At 70.1% G+C, this 16642-nt stretch carries 12 protein-coding genes, 1 tRNA gene and 1 riboswitch; of the genes, 7 read left to right on the top strand and 6 right to left on the bottom strand.

Annotated elements, in window-relative coordinates; translation table 11 throughout:
* Positions 1 to 165: 165 nt before the first annotated feature.
* Entirely contained in the window at positions 166 to 924 is a 759-nt protein-coding gene (locus tag KXR53_RS19845; protein WP_437376993.1) for a phosphotransferase family protein, read from the bottom strand.
* 2 nt (positions 925 to 926) lie between these two features.
* Entirely contained in the window at positions 927 to 1895 is a 969-nt protein-coding gene (coaA, locus tag KXR53_RS19840; protein WP_437376992.1) for a type I pantothenate kinase, read from the bottom strand.
* Positions 1896 to 2003: 108 nt separating this feature from the next.
* Positions 2004 to 2114: riboswitch (SAM-I-IV-variant riboswitch) on the top strand.
* A 45-nt stretch (positions 2115 to 2159) separates the two neighbouring features.
* Here coaA and KXR53_RS19835 point away from each other — a divergent pair.
* Positions 2160 to 2438 (top strand): hypothetical protein, encoded by a 279-nt coding sequence (locus KXR53_RS19835; RefSeq protein ID WP_437376991.1) that lies wholly within the window; start codon positions 2160 to 2162, stop codon positions 2436 to 2438.
* Positions 2439 to 2568: 130 nt separating this feature from the next.
* Here the strand turns inward: KXR53_RS19835 and phaC are convergent, their stop codons facing one another.
* The gene (gene phaC / locus KXR53_RS19830) at positions 2569 to 4296 is read right to left on the bottom strand and encodes a class I poly(R)-hydroxyalkanoic acid synthase (protein WP_437377085.1); all 1728 of its coding nucleotides are present in this window, start codon (positions 4294 to 4296) and stop codon (positions 2569 to 2571) included.
* 234 nt (positions 4297 to 4530) lie between these two features.
* Between phaC and KXR53_RS19825 the strand changes: the two genes are divergently transcribed.
* The 6 genes from KXR53_RS19825 (at position 4531) to KXR53_RS19800 (ending at position 11202) form a co-directional block, all read left to right on the top strand.
* On the top strand, positions 4531 to 5577 hold the full coding sequence (locus KXR53_RS19825) for an OmpA family protein (RefSeq protein WP_437376990.1): 1047 nt from the start codon (positions 4531 to 4533) through the stop codon (positions 5575 to 5577).
* Between the two features lie 43 nt (positions 5578 to 5620).
* A complete protein-coding gene (locus KXR53_RS19820) occupies positions 5621 to 6841 on the top strand; it encodes an LL-diaminopimelate aminotransferase (protein ID WP_437376989.1) in 1221 nt (406 codons plus the stop codon).
* Positions 6838 to 8130 carry a homoserine dehydrogenase gene (locus KXR53_RS19815; RefSeq protein ID WP_437376988.1) on the top strand — a complete coding sequence of 431 codons (1293 nt, stop codon included), beginning with the start codon at positions 6838 to 6840 and terminating at the stop codon, positions 8128 to 8130. The genes KXR53_RS19820 and KXR53_RS19815 overlap by 4 nt, the downstream gene beginning before the upstream one ends.
* Positions 8131 to 8284: 154 nt before the next feature.
* Positions 8285 to 9256 carry a class II fructose-bisphosphatase gene (gene glpX, locus KXR53_RS19810; RefSeq protein ID WP_437377084.1) on the top strand — a complete coding sequence of 324 codons (972 nt, stop codon included), beginning with the start codon at positions 8285 to 8287 and terminating at the stop codon, positions 9254 to 9256.
* An 11-nt stretch (positions 9257 to 9267) separates the two neighbouring features.
* Positions 9268 to 11088, top strand: a complete 1821-nt coding sequence (gene recJ, locus KXR53_RS19805) for a single-stranded-DNA-specific exonuclease RecJ (protein WP_437376987.1) — start codon at positions 9268 to 9270, stop codon at positions 11086 to 11088.
* A 38-nt stretch (positions 11089 to 11126) separates the two neighbouring features.
* Positions 11127 to 11202 (top strand) — tRNA-Glu (locus KXR53_RS19800).
* Between the two features lie 113 nt (positions 11203 to 11315).
* On the opposite strand, the gene KXR53_RS19795 is transcribed toward KXR53_RS19800, so the two are convergent.
* The 3 genes from KXR53_RS19795 to KXR53_RS19785 all read right to left on the bottom strand — a co-directional run bounded on the left by KXR53_RS19795 (position 11316) and on the right by KXR53_RS19785 (position 16445).
* The gene (locus tag KXR53_RS19795) at positions 11316 to 12686 is read right to left on the bottom strand and encodes an HlyD family type I secretion periplasmic adaptor subunit (protein WP_437376986.1); all 1371 of its coding nucleotides are present in this window, start codon (positions 12684 to 12686) and stop codon (positions 11316 to 11318) included.
* Between the two features lie 7 nt (positions 12687 to 12693).
* Complete coding sequence (locus KXR53_RS19790; RefSeq protein ID WP_437376985.1) at positions 12694 to 14550, bottom strand: type I secretion system permease/ATPase; 1857 nt, start codon at positions 14548 to 14550, stop codon at positions 12694 to 12696.
* A gap of 83 nt (positions 14551 to 14633) precedes the next feature.
* Positions 14634 to 16445 carry a calcium-binding protein gene (locus KXR53_RS19785; RefSeq protein ID WP_437376984.1) on the bottom strand — a complete coding sequence of 604 codons (1812 nt, stop codon included), beginning with the start codon at positions 16443 to 16445 and terminating at the stop codon, positions 14634 to 14636.
* Between the last annotated feature and the right edge of the window lie 197 nt (positions 16446 to 16642).

Genomic DNA, 16642 nt, shown 5'->3' with positions numbered 1-16642 from the left:
CCGAATGAATTGGCGGGGCCGGAGCCACCCCTCACCCGAAATCGCTGACGCGATTTCGACCTCTCCCCGAGGAGAGGTATGGGGGCGCAGCTCTTCTCCCCTCTCCCCGGGGAGAGGGAGGGGCCCGTTGCGACAGCAACGGGAGGGTGAGGGGGAATTCCGGCCCTATAGTGAAGATCCCGCCTCCGCCATCGCCAGCAGCGCCTCGGCCTGGTCGGGCACGCCTTCGGCCAGCCGGGCGGCGACGACGGGCAGCCAGGCGAAGATCCGGTCCCGGCTCTCGCCCGCGGCCGCGGCATAGGCCTCGACATAGGCGGCGGCGAGGTCCGGCGCGACCGGCCGGATCAGGGCCCAGGACCGGCAGACATCGGCCGCCGGATTGCCGGCGCAGGCGTCCAGCCAATCGACCACCACCTCCCGCCCCGGCGGTCCCAGAATGTTCCACGGGCGGAAGTCGCCATGGCAGAGCCGGTCGCCCTCCGGCAGCGCGGCCAGGCGGTCCAGCAGCCGGCGCTTCAGCGGCTCGCCGAGCGTCCCGGCCCGGCCGATATTCGCCGCCAGCCGGATCTTCAGGCTGCCGAGATGCGTCCCCGGATGGCTGTGGATGTCCATCTGCAGCCGGACCATCCGCTGCAGATAGACAGACACCTCCTCAGGCCGGCGCTGCATGGCGTCGGCGAAGGACAGCCCCTCGGCGCGGGTCATGGCGATCCCCCAGCGGCCGTCGATCTGTCCGACTCCCCGGGCCGAGGGCACCGGCAGCCCGAGCGATTCGACCTGCGCCAGGATCGCCGCCTCGCGGAACGCCGCCCGCTTCGGCGCAGTCGCCGTCTCCCTATAGAGCTTGACCACCAGGGCGCCGGCGTCGAAGACCTCGGCCTCCTTGCCCGATCCGAGGCGCTGTCCGATGGGCGGCAGGTCCATGGCTACATCCGGCGCAGGGCGACGGCGTCGACCGAATGATCGGCCGCCTTGTGCAGCACCAGCCGGGCGCGCTGCCGGGTGGGCAGGATGTTCTGGCGCAGATTCACGCCGTTGATCTCGTCCCAGATCTCGCGGGCGACGCGGCGGGCCTCGGTCTCCGGCAGGTCGCGCTGATGGTGGAAATAGGAGGAGGGCTGCTGGAAGGCGGTGCGCTGCAGCAGCAGACGGCGCTCCACGAACCAGCGGGCGATGTCCTCCTCCTCGGCGTCGACATAGACCGAGAAGTCGAAGAAATCGGAGGTGACGACCGAGGCGCCGGCCGGGGCCTGCAGCACGTTCAGCCCCTCGAAGATCAGGATATCCGGCTGCCGGATCACCTGCTTCCGCCCGGGCAGGATGTCGTAGGCGAGGTGGGAGTAGACCGGGGCTTCCACCTCCGGCCGGCCGGACTTCACGGCCGACAGGAAGCCGATCATCCGGCGCAGGTCGTAGCTTTCCGGGAAGCCCTTGCGGCGCATCAGCCCGCGCTCCTCCAGCACCGTCCGGGGCCAGAGGAAGCCGTCGGTGGTCACCAGCTCGACCCGCGGGTGGTCGGGCCAGCGCGACAGCAGGACGCGCAGCAGGCGGGCGAAGGTGCTCTTGCCCACGGCGACGCTGCCGGCGATGCCGATGATGTAGGGCGGCGGCGGGCCGGGCCGGCCGAGGAAGGCGTCCTGCACCCCGTCCAGCGCGCGGGCAGCGGCGACCTGCAGGTTCAGAAGGCGCGACAGCGGCAGCAGGATGTCGGCGACCTCGGCCAGCGACACCGGCTCGTTGAGGCCGCGCAGCTCCGCCAGGTCGGCGTCGGACAAGGTCATCGGCGTCGACGCCCGCAGCGCCGCCCATTCGGCCCGGGTGAAGCGGTCATAGGCGGCGGGCCGCGCGAACAGGTCGGGCACGTGGGAGGGGCGGGCAGGGGAGGGATCGGGCATCGGTGGCTCGCCGCTGGAGGAAGGGCCAGGGTCGGACGATCCGGGGGGCGGAGGCAAGAGGCCGGGACTCATCTCCCTTGCGCCGCGCCTCGCCGCGCGCTACATCGGGCCCTGCATCCAGAGCTGGGCTGACGCCCACGCCAACCTGCCGTCCCGGGCAAGGTGGTGGCCCCTCGCGAGAGGGGCGATGCGGCCGGACCGGCAACCAAACGGGTCGTCAAGCCGCGCGTCAGCCCTCCTCGCCATCGCGAAGGAGGGTTTTTCATGTCTCTATCCCGTTCCGCCGAGATCCCGCTCGCCGGCCCCGAGGACACGGTCGAGCGGCTGGACGAACGCCCCTGTCCCGGCCCGCGCGACCCCGGCCGGCGCGAGATCCTCTACGCCGTGGTGCATCGCGGCGCCGGGCTGTGGACCCATCTCTACCGCGTCATCATCGCCGCCGCCCCGGCGCGGCCGGAGATCCATCTCGACCGGGTGCTGCCCGGCGACCGCCTGGCCGAGCTGCGCCGGGACTATGCGCGGGTGGACGATCTGGCGGCGTGAGCCGCCGCTCTGTTTCAAGACCGTCATCGCGAGGAGCGAAGCGACGTGGCGATCCAGAGGCCGGTGCCGCCTGGATCGCCACGCCCCTGCGGGGCTCGCGATGACAATTGTGGGTGGGGAGGCCGGACCTCTACGTCGCGCGCACGTACCGTCCCGGCGCGTCCTCGATCGGGCGAAGCTTGCCGTCGCCGGGGCGGCGGGCCGGGACCTGGCCGCCGGCGTGGCGAGCGATCCATTTCTGCCATTCCGGCCACCAGGAGCCCTCGACCTGCTGCGCCCCCTTCAGCCAGGCGTCAGGGCTCTTCGGCGTGCGGGTGTTGACCCAATGGCAGTACTTCTTCGCCGCCGGCGGATTGACCACCCCGGCGATGTGGCCCGAGGCGCTGAGGCAGAAGCGCACTGGCCCGCCGAACAGCTGGGTCGCGGCATAGGTCGAGGCCCAGGGCGCGATATGGTCGTCGCGGGTCGACAGCATGAAGGTCGGGGTCTTGATCGTGGTCAGGTCGATCGGCACGCCGGCCAGCGTGATCCCGCCCGGCCGCGCCAGCCGGTTCTCCTGATACATGTTGCGCAGATAGAAGCTGTGCATCGCGGCCGGCATCCGGGTCGCGTCGCTGTTCCAGTACAGGAGGTCGAAGGGGAAGGGATCCTTGCCGAGAAGGTAGTTGTTGACGACGAAGGACCAGATCAGGTCGTTGGCGCGCAAGAGATTGAAGGTCGTCGCCATGGCCGAGCCTTCGAGATAGCCCTTCTCGGCCATCCGCGCCTCGATCGTCCGCAGCTGCTCCTCGTCGACGAAGATGCCGAGCTCGCCGGGCTCGGAGAAGTCGGTCAGCGTCGTCAGATAGGTCGCGCTCTTGACCCGGTCGTCTTCGCCCTTGGCTGCCATCCAAGCCAGGGTGCAGGCCAGCAGCGTGCCGCCCAGGCAATAGCCGATCGCGTTGACCTCGCGCTCGCCGGTCGCCTGCTCGATCGCGCCCAGCGCCGCCAGCGGCCCTTCCAGCATGTAGTCGGCAAAGCTCTTGCCCGCGAGCTGCGCATCCGGGTTGACCCAGGAGACGACGAAGACGGTGTGGCCCTGCTCCACCGCCCAGCGGATCAGGCTGTTCTGCGGCTTCAGGTCGAGGATGTAGTATTTGTTGATCCAGGGCGGGATGATCAGCAGCGGCCGCCGCGCCACCGTCTCGGTGGCCGGATCGTACTGGATCAGCTGCATCAGATCGGTCTCGAACATCACCTTGCCCGGCGTCAGGGCGATGTTTCGGCCGATCTCGAAGGCGCTGCGATCGGTCATGCTGATGGCGAGCTCGCCCCGGCCGCGCTCCAGATCCGCCAGCATGTTCTCGAGGCCGCGCACCAGGTTCTCGCCGCGCGATTCCAGCGTGCTGCGCAGCACCTCCGGATTGGTGGCGACGAAGTTGGACGGCGCCATCGCGTCGATGAACTGCCGGGTGTAGAAGTCGACCTTCTTCGCCGTCTTGGCGTCCAGCCCCTCGACCTCGCGCACCGACCCTTGCAGCCAGCGCGCGGTCAGGAGATAGGACTGCTTGATGAAGTCGAAGACGGCGACCTCGCTCCAGGCCGGGTCCTTGAAGCGCTTGTCGCTCTTCTCCGCCGTCACCACCGGCTCCGCCTCCTGGCCCAGGAGCCGCTGGGCGGTGCGGCTCCACAGCGTCGCATAGTCCTGCCACAGCGACATCTGGGCCTGCAGCAGCCGGGACGGGTCGGCCATCAGCCGCGTGGTCATGGCGAGGAAGGCCGAGCCAATGTTGAGCGGGTCGAGCTCCGGCGCCCCGCCGCGCTGCTTCTCCAGGAACGCCGTGACCAGCCGGGCGCTGCGTTCGGCGATCTCGACCATGCGGCGGGCCAGCTCGGCCGGGTCTGCCGGCGGCGCGGCCTCCGGCTCCGGCGTGCCGGGTTTCGTCCGATCGGATCCTGCGCGGGCGCGCTCGGTCATGGGCGGCTGTCCCTCTGTGCCGCGGCGCCTGCCCCGGGGCAGGGTTCCAGGCGCAGAACGCCGCTGATCTGCCACTTTGCATGGGCATCCTCTTTCCAGTCCACCCTTTCAACGAAGTGTGCTAGGCACGTGCCCATGCGTCGCACCGGTTCCTTCCCGATCGCCCCCGCCCGCGCCGGCCTTCCGGCCCGTGGCGCCGTCACCGCCGCCGTCCTCGGCCTCGCCCTCGCAGGCTGCGGCGGCCGCATCTTCGACAGCACGCCCTATGCGGGCGACGTCCAGGCCTCCGTGCCCAAGGCCGAGACCGCCGAGGTCACGCCGCTCGGCCCGGCCGAGCCAGCGCCGGTGCCCAGCGTCGGCGGCCCCCTGGGCGCGCCGCAATCGGCCGACACCCGGACCTACACGCTGCCGGTCCTGGCCCAGACCGATGCCGACCGCGCGGCGATGCAGCAGGCCCGGGCCCAGCAGCAGACGGCGCAGCAGCAGCGCCGGGCGCAGATCGAGCAGCAGCGCCGGGCCGCCTTCGAGGCCCAGCAGCAGGCGGCGCAGCAGCAGGCCGCGGCGCAGCAGCAGGCGCAACAGCAGCAGCCGACCGGCACGGTGGCGCCGCTGTCCTTCGGCCAGCGCCGCAACACCCAGGCGCCCGCGGCGATGGAGGCGATGCCGCGCCCGGCCTCGCCACAGAGCTACCCCAATCTCGGCAACGTGCCGGAGCGGCCGACCGACCTGCCAACGCCGGAGCAGCAGGCCGAGGTGCGCAGCCAGCTCGAGGCCGACCGCGCCGCCTCGGGCGCCCCCGGCGCGCTCAGCTTCGGCAGCCGGACGGCCGGCCAGCAGGCCGCGGCGCCAGCCCCGGCGGAGGAGTCGAAGCCGGCCTTCAGCTTCAACAACCGCCTCGCCGGCTCGGTCAAGTTCGAGGGCGGCAGCGCGACCCTGCCGGCCTCGGCCAACAGCACCATCGAGAACATCGCCAAGACGGCGCAGAGCCCGAAGCTGCGGGTAGTCGGCTACGGCGCCGGCGACGGCGCGGCCCAGGCCAAGGCGCGGGCCGAGGCGGTGGCCGCGGCGCTGCGCGCCGCCGGCGTCGACCCGGCCCGAATCGTCACCGGCGGTGCGGCCGACACCCGGCCGAACATCACCGATGGCCAGGCCGCCCGCGTCGAAATCTTTCTCGCCAACTAAGCCACGCACCGGACGCCCCGACGGGCGTCGGGGGGACATGTCGATGACCGACCAGGACTTTCACCGAATCAAGCGCCTGCCGCCCTATGTGTTCGCCGAGGTGAACGCGATGAAGGCGGCGGCGCGGGCACGGGGAGAGGACATCATCGACCTCGGCATGGGCAACCCGGACGGGCCGCCGCCCCGGCATGTGATCGAGAAGCTGGCCGAGGCGGCGCAGAACCCGCGCAGCCACGGCTACTCGACCTCGCGCGGCATCCCCGGGCTGCGCCGGGCCCAGGCCGCCTATTACCAGCGCCGCTTCGGGGTCGAACTCGACCCCGAGAGCGAGCTCATCGTCACCATCGGGTCGAAGGAGGGTCTGGCCAACCTGGCCCAGGCGATCACCAGCCCCGGCGACATCATCCTGGTGCCGAACCCGAGCTATCCGATCCACATGTTCGGCTTCATCATCGCCGGCGCCGCCATCCGGTCGCTGCCGATCACGCCGGGCGCGAACTTCATGGAGGTGCTGGAGCGGGCGGTGCGGCACAGCGTGCCGAAGCCGACGGCGTTGGTGCTGAACTACCCTTCGAACCCGACGGCCGAGGTGGTGGATCTCGACTTCTACCGGCCGATCGTGGAGTTCTGCCGCCAGCACGGCATCTGGGTCCTGTCCGACCTGGCCTATGCCGAGATCTATTTCGACACGGCGCCGCCGCCCTCGATCCTGGCGATCCCCGAGGCGCGCGAGATCGCGGTCGAGTTCACCTCGTTGAGCAAGACCTATTCCATGGCCGGCTGGCGCATCGGCTTCGCCGCCGGCAACAAGCGGCTGATCGCGGCGCTGGCGCGGGTGAAGTCCTATGTCGACTACGGCGCCTTCACGCCGCTGCAGGTGGCGGCGACGGCGGCGATCAACGGGCCGCAGGACTTCGTCGACGAGATGCGGGCGCGCTACCGGCTGCGCCGCGACACGTTGGTCGAGGGGCTGCGCGCCGCCGGCTGGCCGGTGGAGAAGCCGGAGGCCAGCATGTTCGTCTGGGCGCAGATCCCGGAGGCCTTCGCCCATCTGGGCTCGCTCGCCTTCTCCAAGCTGCTCCTGGAGGAGGCCGGGGTGGCGGTGGCGCCGGGAGTCGGCTTCGGCGAATACGGCGACGGCCATGTCCGCATCGCGCTGGTCGAGAACCACCAGCGGATCCGCCAGGCCTGCAAGAACATCAAGACTTTCCTCAGCCGGCGCCGCAACGACCCGCAGCCGGTCAGCCTGAAGGCCGTCTCGTGACCCCGATTCTTCGCATTGGAATTGCCGGCCTCGGCACCGTCGGCGGCGGCGTGCTGCGTCTGCTGCAGGCCCATGCCGACCTGCTGGCCCAGCGCGCGGGCCGGCGCATCGTCGTCGCTGCCGTCTCGGCCCGCGACCGCCACCGCGACCGCGGCGTGCCGCTGGACGGGGTGCGCTGGTACGACGATGCGGTGGCGCTGGCGGCCGACCCCGAGATCGACGTGGTGGTCGAGCTGATCGGCGGCTCCGACGGCATCGCCAAGGCGGTGTGCGAGGCCGCGATCGCCCATGGCAAGCACGTCGTCACCGGCAACAAGGCGCTGCTGGCCATGCATGGGGCCGCACTCGCCGAACGGGCCGAGGAGGCCGGCGTGGTCCTGGCCTTCGAGTCCGCGGTGGCCGGCGGCATCCCGGCGATCAAGGGGCTGCGCGAGGGGCTGGCCGGCAACCGCATCGACGGCGTGTTCGGCATCCTGAACGGTACCTGCAACTATATCCTGACCGAGATGCGGACGACCGGCCGGGAATTCGCCGAGGTGCTGGCCGAGGCGCAGAAGCTCGGCTATGCCGAGGCCGATCCCAGCTTCGACGTCGACGGCATCGATACCGCGCACAAGCTGGCGGTTCTGGCGGCGCTGGCCTTCAACGCCCGGATCGCGTTCGACGACCTGCACATCGAGGGCATCCGCAAGGTCTCGGCGCTCGACATCGCCTATGCGCAGGAGCTGGGCTACCGCATCAAGCTGCTGGGCATCGCCCGGCGCACGCCGGAGGGGCTATCGCTGCGCGTCCATCCCTGCATGGTGGCCGAGGCGTCGCCGATCGCCCATGTCGAGGGCGTGTTCAACGCCGTGGTGGCGCAGGGCGACTTCGTCGGCCAGGTGATGATGACCGGCCGTGGCGCCGGCGCCGGCCCGACCGCCTCGGCCGTGGTCGCCGACCTGGTCGACCTGGCCCGCGGCTTCAAGGTGCCGACGCTCGGCGCCCCGGCCGCGCGGCTGGAGCGCGCCGCCGTGGCGCTGATGGACCATCGCCGCGGCGCCTACTACCTGCGGCTGATGGTGGTCGACCGGCCGGGCGTGATCGCCGACGTGGCCGCGGCGATGCGCGACCAGCAGATCTCGGTCGAGAGCCTGCTGCAGCGCGGCCGGTCGCCCGGCGACGCGGTGCCCGTCGTGATCATCACCCACGAGACCGACGAGGCGGCGATGACCCGGCTGCTGGCCGCGCTCGACGCCTTGGACGCGGTTCTCGAGCCGCCCCATGTCATCCGAATCGAGGATCTGTGATCATTCCCGGTACCGGCTGGCGTCGAAAGCCGGTACACCCGTCGTTGAGAAGTAGCCGCCGCGTCGTCCCGCAGCCGCGGGGGCGGGTTCCGGCGGCTACGAGCCCGAAGAGGACCTAGAGACGATGAAACGGCCGGAAGCCAAGTCCCAGGTGATGGACCGCAACCTCGCGCTCGAGGCGGTGCGGGTGACGGAAGCCGCTGCCCTCTCCGCGTCGCGGCTGATGGGCCGTGGCGATGAGCGCCAAGCCGACCAGGCGGCGGTCGACGCGATGCGCCAGGCGCTGAACAGCCTCGCCATCGACGGCGAGGTGGTGATCGGCGAGGGCGAGCGCGACGAGGCGCCGATGCTCTATATCGGCGAGCGGGTCGGCACCGGCGAGGGGCCTGAGATCGACATCGCCCTCGACCCGCTGGAGGGCACCACCATCACCGCCAAGGGTGGCCCGAACGCGCTGGCGGTGATCGCCATGGCCAACAAGGGCGGCTTCCTCAAGGCGCCCGACGTCTACATGGACAAGATCGCGGTCGGCGGCGACCTGCCGCACGACCTGATCGACATCGACGCCAGCCCGGCGCAGAACCTGAAGGCGCTGGCCCTGGCCAAGCGCGTCGAGGTCTCCGACCTCGTGGTCTGCGTGCTCGACCGGCCGCGGCACCAGGAGCTGATCGCCCGGATCCGCGAGGCCGGCGCCCGGATCATGCTGATCTCCGACGGCGACGTCTCCGGCGTCATCGCCACGGCCCAGCCCGAGAGCGGCGTCGACATGTATCTCGGCACCGGCGGCGCGCCGGAGGGCGTGCTGGCCGCTGCGGCGCTGCGCTGCATCGGCGGCCAGATGCAGGGGCGCCTGCTGTTCCGCAACGACGACGAGCGCGAGCGGGCCAAGCGCCAGGGCGTCGAGGACTTCACCCGCGTCTACGGGCTGATGGACCTGGCCGGCGGCGACGTGATGTTCGCCGCGACCGGCGTCACCACCGGCCCGATGCTGCGCGGCGTGCGCCGTTTCGCAGGCGGCGCCGTGACCCATTCGATCGTGATGCGGTCGAAGAGCGGCACGGTCCGCACCATCGAGGCGCGGCACGATTTCGGCCGCAAGTCCGGGTTCGAGTTCGTCGACCGGTAGGAGACCGGCGGATGGCCGACGGGGGCGGCGGCCGAGGAGGGCGCGATGGTGAAGGGGCGGTGAGCGCGCCGACGCTGTTCGGCGTCGAATGCTCCGCCAAGGGCGCGCGCTGGATCGGCCGCGCCGCCGACGACCGGCTGGCGCTGGCCCTCTCCCAACGTCATGCCCTGCCGGAGCTGGTCGCCCGGGTGCTGGCGGCGCGCGGCGTCGGCCTCGACGACGCGCCCGCCTTCCTCAGTCCGACGCTTCGGGCGTTGCTGCCCGATCCGTCGGTGCTGCGTGACATGGACCGCGCCGCCGAGCGCATCGCCCGGGCGGTGACGGGCGGCGAGGGCATCGCGGTGTTCGGCGACTACGATGTCGACGGCGCCACCTCGACCGCGCTGCTGGTGCGCACTCTGCGCGGGCTCGGGGTCGAACCGCAGATCCACATCCCCGACCGCATCGCCGAGGGCTACGGCCCGAACGCCCAGGCGCTGGAGAAGCTGCGCGCCGGCGGCGCCGGCCTCGTGGTCACGGTCGATTGCGGCACCACCGCCTTCGACGCGCTGGAGGGGGCTTCGGCGAACGGCCTCGACGTCGTCGTGCTCGACCATCACACGGCCGAGCCGCGCCTGCCCAAGGTGGTGGCGGTGGTCAACCCGAACCGGCTGGACCAGGATCCGGGCCTCGGCCAGCTCGCCGCCTGCGGCGTGACCTTCCTCGCCGTCGTGGCGCTGAACCGGACGCTGCGCAAGGCGGGCTTCTTCGCCGGCCGGGCGGAGCCGGACCTGCTGGCGCTGCTCGACCTGGTGGCGCTGGGTACGATCTGCGACGTGGTCCCGCTGACCGGGCTCAACCGGGCCCTGGTGGGGCAGGGGCTGAAGGTGATGGCGCAGCGCCGCAATATCGGCCTCGCCGCGCTGGCCGACGTGGCGCGGGTGACCGAGACGGTCGACGCCTATCACGCAGGCTACATCCTGGGGCCGCGGATCAATGCCGGCGGCCGCATCGGCCGGGCCGATCTCGGCGCCCGGCTGCTCGCCACCGAGGACCGGGCCGAGGCGGCGCGGATCGCGGCGCTGCTGGACGAGCACAATGTCGACCGCAAGACGGTCGAGGCCGATGTGATGACGGCCGCCATCGCCCAGGTCGAGGCGGGGCAGGCCGGGCCGGTGATCCTGGTGGCGGGCGAAGGCTGGCACCCGGGCGTGGTCGGCATCGTCGCCGGCCGGCTGCGCGAGCGCTACGGCCGCCCGTCCTGCGTGGTCGGGCTCGAGGGCGGCATCGGCAAGGCCTCCGGCCGCTCGGTGCCCGGCGTCGATCTCGGCGCCGCGGTGATCGCGGCGCGCCAGGCCGGGCTCCTGCTCTCCGGCGGCGGGCACCGCATGGCGGCGGGCTTCACCGTGGGGCAGGAGCGGCTGGCCGAGCTGCGCAGCTTCCTGGCCGATCACATCGACGGCCAGACCGACGAGCCGATGGTGCCGGTGGTCGAGCTCGACGGCACGCTGGTGGTCGAGGCGGCGACGGTCGAGCTGGCCGAGACGCTGTGCCGGCTGGGTCCCTACGGCGCTGGCAACCCGGAACCGCGCTTCGCCCTGCCGCGGGTGCGGGTGGTGGCGGCCTCGGTGGTCGGCGGCGGCCATGTCGCCTGCACCCTGGTCGGGCCGGATGGCGGGCGGCTGCGGGCGATCGCCTTCCGCTGCGCCGACCAGCCGGTGGGCCAGGCGCTGTTGCGCCGCGACGCGCTGCTGCATGTCGCCGGCACGCTCAGGCTCGACCGCTGGAACGGCAACACGCGGGTGCAGCTGTTCATCGACGACGTGGCGCCGCTCTGGGCGGAAAGCGCTTGATTTCCCTGCCCGCTGCCGTTAGGTCTCTGCGCCGCGCCGACCCCTTCGTCTAGAGGCCTAGGACATCGCCCTTTCACGGCGGTAACACGGGTTCGAATCCCGTAGGGGTCGCCAACCGGCTTCAAGAACCGCAGACACGCTGAGATCCCGGCCGCAATCACAGATGCTGCGGGACAGAGGCGATGCGGGGAGCCATCCCGCTTGCACCGGGATCTGAGGACGGAATATCAGCTCTCTCGCAGGCTGCGCCGGAAGACGTCGCGCAAAGGCTGTAAGAGATAGCCCATGAGCGTACGCTCGCCGGTCACGATCAAAACCTCGGCCGGCATGCCGGGCACGAGCTGCACGTCCGTGCCCAACTCAGCGAGGCTCTCGCGGTCGACCTCAACTCGGGCGAGATAGTAGGACATGCCTGTCTTCTCATCGCGCAGGCTATCAGCTGAAACCGAGCGGACCTTGCCTTCGATCTGCGGCAGGTTGCGGCTCCGGAAGGCCGAAAGGTGCACCTGCGCCAGAAGACCGGGATGGACGACGTCGATGTCGGTCGGCGTCACGCGGGCGTCGATCAACAGGTCATCCTCGGCCGGCACGATATCGAGGATGGGTTCGCCCTGCTGAATCACCCCGCCCCGGGTCTTCATGCGCAGGCCCACGACCGTGCCGCTGACCGGAGCCGTGATCACCGTGCGCTTGAGCGTGTCCTCACTGGCCCTGAGTTGCTCCCGCAGCGTGGCCAGTTCCCCGCGGACCCTGTCGATCTCGGTTGCGACCTCGTCGGCGCGTTCCGCATCGAGCGCCACGAGTTCGAGCTCCGTCTCACCGATCTTCTGCTCGCTCTGGGCGATGGCGGCCTGGTATTCGCCCCGGTCGCCTGCGATCTCCTCGCGTGCCCGCCGCACCGCCAGCACCTGCGGCTTCGGAATCAGGGCCTTCTCGAACAGGATTTCCTTGCCCGCCAACTCGTCCTCGACGATCTCGAGGCGTTGCACTGAGCTGGCAAGCTGTGCCTCCAGACCGCGGATCTGGTCTCGAACCTGGCGGATCCGCTGCTGCAGGACCTGCTTGCGCAGAACCAGGGCCTCGCGCCGGGTCGCAAACAGCTGTTGCTGCACCTCCAGAATCTCCCGGACCTCCGCTTCGCCCGAAGCGGCGAGCAGGTCCTGCGGGAAATCGATTCCGTCGCGACCGAGCCGCTCTGCCGTCAGGCGCGCTTCCGCGGCCCTGAGACCCTGATACTGCTTCAACTGCATCTCATAGGCGGCACGCGCCCGCGTATCCTCCAATATCACGAGGGGGGCGCCGACCTCGACGACGTCGCCGTCGCGGACCATGATCTCGCTGATGATCCCGCCTTCGAGATGCTGGATGGTCTTGCGGCTGCCGTCGGGGCTGATCACGCCGGGCGCCACCGCCCCGGACGCGAGCGGAGCGGTCGACGCCCAGCCGCCGAAGGCCGCGATCAGGATCGCCGTCACGACGATGCCGGCGAGCATCGGCCCGCGCGTGCTGGCGCGCAGCACGGCCGGGTTCGCGCCCTCGGCCTTTGGCGGCAGATAGACATACTGCTCGGCACGTGGAGGAGGAGGAATTGCCCGCATCGGTGGGTCACTCCTGCGCAACAGGCGTGGTGGCGGAGGCTCGGCCGCGCAGGTTCTCGATGGCCGCCTGCTGGTGAGTGGGGACCGCTTCCGGGTCCGACGGCATCGCCGCTTCGGAGACGGCGCTCGGTGCAGCCTGCGGCGCGGTGGTCGGCGTGGTGGTGACGGTCGACGCCTTCCGCAGGCGCTGCAGCACGGCATCGCGCGGTCCGTATATCTCGGCCCTTCCGTCCTTGAGCACGAGGATCTTGTCCGCATGCGCCAGGGTCGACGGGCGATGGCCGATGATCACCATGGCAGCGCCGCGTGCCTTGAGTTCGTTCACGGCACCGGCCAGCGCCGCCTCGCCGGTCTGATCGAGATTGGCGTTGGGTTCGTCGAGGACGATCAGGCGCGGATTGCCATAGACCGCTCGGGCGAGGCCGATGCGCTGGCGCTGACCGCCGGAAAGCTTTGCCCCGGCGTCGCCGATCTGGGTCTCGTAGCCGTCGGCAAGGTGAAGGATCATCTCATGGGCATGGCCGAGCTGCGCCGCCGCGATAACATCCTGATCGTTGCCGCTCCGCATGCGGGCGATGTTGTCGGCCACCGTGCCGGCGAACAGCTCGACATCCTGCGGCAGGTAGCCGAGATACTGCCCGAGCTGGTCGGGGTCCCAGTGCGAGAGGTCGGCGCCGTCGAGGCGGATCTGGCCCGACGTGGGTTGGACGAGGCCCACCAGCAGCCTGCAGAGCGTGCTCTTGCCGGCAGCGGACGGTCCCACCACCGCCAGAACCTCGCCGGGCTCGACGGTGAAGGAGATCTGGCGCAGGACGGAGCGGCGACCGCCTGGCGGGGTATAGGTCACGTTCTCCAGCGTCAGCCGGCCGCTCGGGGCGGGCAGGCGTATCCGTCCCACCTCAGGCGGCAGCATGAGCAGCCGGCTTTTCAGGCGGCTGTATGCGATCCGGGCAGCAATGAACACCTTCCAGGCGGTCACCGCCTGCTCGATCGGTGCAAGCGCCCGGCCGATCAGGATCGAGCAGGCGATCATGCTGCCGGGCGACAACTCACCCCTGATGACGAGAAGCGCGCCCAGGGCGAGAATGGCCACCTGCACCAGGAAGCGCAGGGCCTTGGTGAGGCCGAGGATCATTCCTGACCGTTCGGACGCCCTCTGCCCTGCGTCGAGCGTGCGCTCATGAACATCCCGCCAGCGATCCACCATGGCTGGCAGCATGCCCATGGCGCGGACCACCTCGGCGTTGCGGATCGTCGTCTCGGCCTGAAGATTGGCTCGAATCTGGGCCACATTGGCCTCGAGAAGCGGCTTCCGGGTCAACAGATCGTTGAGCAGGCTGAGCGAGAACAGGAGGAGGGCCGCCCCGAGCGCCAGGATGCCCAGATCCGGATGCAGCACCCAGACCAGCGCGACGAACAGAGGCACCAGCGGCGCATCGAACAGGAAGGTCAGGCCCGACCCGCCGACGAAGGTCTGCACCGCGGCCAGGTCGCGAAGGGGCTGCGCGCCGGCCTCGTCGCCCTGCAGGCGCGCGCGGACGCTCGAGGCCAGGAACACCGGCGCGAGGCGCGCATTCAGCCATCGCCCCAGGCGCACCATGATCGCCGAGCGCAGCATGTCGAGCAGGCCCAGGATCAGCAGCGCCGCCGCGGCCATGGCCGTCAGCATGATCAGCGTCTCGACCCGGCTCGTGGTCAGGACCCGGTCATAGACCTGCAGCATGTAGAGCGGCTGGGCCAGCAGCAGCCCGTTCATCACCAGGCTGAACAGGCCGATGACGACGAAGGAGAAGCGGCATGCCCGAAGGGCGTCGGCAAGGGCGTTGGGGCCGGCGGATGGACGGGGCGCCCGTTTCGGTATCACGATGCAGTCTCCCTACCGGCGGCCACCGCGAGCCGTTGCCAGCTGCGCGTGCCGACCGCCGGGCACGCGGAACCGGTCCACCTTCAGATGAGGATCTGGCCGGATGAGAGGTTGGTCACACCGGAAAGGCCGGCCAGCCAGTACTGGCCGTCGTCGTTGAAGCCGACGCCGCCGTTGGTGTCGAGGAAGAGAGCGCTGCTGGCGACACCGTTGATGCTGACGCCGACGAGCCCCAGATGGCCACTGCTGAACGCGGCGGCGCTGCTGGCGAAGCTGAGACCGAGCGAGGCGAGCAGGTCGTCGAGATCGATGAGATCCCGTCCGGTGCCGGTGCCGCCGGTAAAGCCGAAGATCGTATCCCAGGCTCCGATGGTGGCGGCGGATGCGGTCTCCAGCTCGCTCAGCGCATTGTAGTCGAACGTATCGATGCCGGTGGTTTGCCCCGTGCCAGTTGTGGCGAAGAGCAAGTCGCGCCCGGCACCTCCCGCGATCACGTCGTTCCCGGAATTGCCGAAGAGCTGGTTGGCCGCGCCATCGCCGATCAGCGTGTCGTTGAAGCCTGACCCGAGGATGTTCTCGACGGCGCCGAGGACGTCACCTTGCGCAAATCCGCCGGACTCCGCCAGCCCGTCGGCCAGATTGATCGCAACCGCCGCGGTGGAGTCGCTGTAGGACGCCGTGTCGACGCCGGCCCGGCCGTCCAGCTGGTCCGCCCCTGCGCCGCCGACGAGGGCATCGTTGCCGGCGCCACCTGTGATCGCGTCGTTGCCGTCGCGTCCTTCGAGCTGGATCGCCACGTCGTCGCCGATCAGGATGTCGTCGAAAGCCGAACCGATGACGCCCTCGATCGTCCTGACCGCATTGCCGTTGACCAGAAACTTGAGGATATCGCCCTGGGCAGATCCACCGGATTCCGCCGTCAGCCCGTCGGACAGGTTGATCGTGACCGCCGCTGACGACGTGGCGTAGCTGGCGAGATCGACCCCGCCGCCGCCATCGAGCTGGTCGGCGCCGTCGCCGCCATCGAGCGTGTCGTTGCCATCGCCGCCGCTCAGGGCGTCGTCGCCGGCATTGCCGAACAGCTGGTCGACGCCGGCGAGGCCCCTGATCAGATTGTTGGCCGCATCCCCCCTGAGCGTGTCGCCGAAATTGGAGCCCTCGAGGATTTCGAAGCCGACCAGCGTGTCTACGCCCGCAGCGCCGGTGTCCTGGGCGGTGGTCAGAGACAGGTCCACGGTCACCCCGGCAGCAGCCGAGGCATAGCTGGCCGTATCGACCCCGTCGGCGCCGTCAAGCTGGTCGTTCCCGCTGCCGCCGTCGAGAAAATCGTCTCCGGTGCCGGCGATCAGCTGGTCCTGGCCGGCGCCACCCCGGAGAGTGTCATGGCCGCCACCGCTGCTGATCTCGTCGTTGTCGTCACCGCCATTGAGCACGTCGTTGCCGTTCGATGCGAAGATCTCATCATCTCCGGCGCCGCCGTCGGCGGTGTCATTCCCCAGCGACGTGACGATCGTGTCGGCACCATCGCCACCGTTGAGCGTGTCGTTGCCGAAACCGCCCAGGACCCTGTCGTCGCCGCCGCCGCCATTGAGCGTATCGTCGCCAAGGCCGCCATCGACGTGATCGGCACCCTCGCCACCATCCGCGTTGTCGTTGCCGTCGCTCGCGATCAGGGTGTCGACACCCGCCCCGCCCAGAAGGACATCGTTCAGATACCCGCCACGGAGATAGTCGTCGCCGTCTCCGCCGTCGAGGGTGTCGCCCGCGTCACCGGGTCTCGAGTTGGGGGTCAGAATGCTGATCCTGTCATTGCCTGCAAGCCCGAAAACAGTAAAGGCGCCGACAGATGAGGTAGACCATGTGTCATTATTCGGCGTCAACGTCACTGTGGGCATAACAGTCTCCCCTCTCCGATTAATATCGGTTGTCTGTCTTGATATCGATCTACTGCACCGGAATTCCGCGTCCGCGACCAATCTACATCCAATGTAAACTACGCCCTATCACGCACCAGCGCACTTAGGGTTCATCATCTTTCGGTGTAATCTTTTGGTGTTGCCGCAAGCTGCCGGGCGGCGTTGAGCGGATCACT

This window comes from Inquilinus limosus, from assembly GCF_051487185.1.
Lineage (GTDB): Bacteria > Pseudomonadota > Alphaproteobacteria > DSM-16000 > Inquilinaceae > Inquilinus > Inquilinus limosus_F.
The sequence above is the reverse complement of the archived record's forward strand: the minus strand, read 5'-3'. Positions and strand labels throughout refer to the sequence as shown.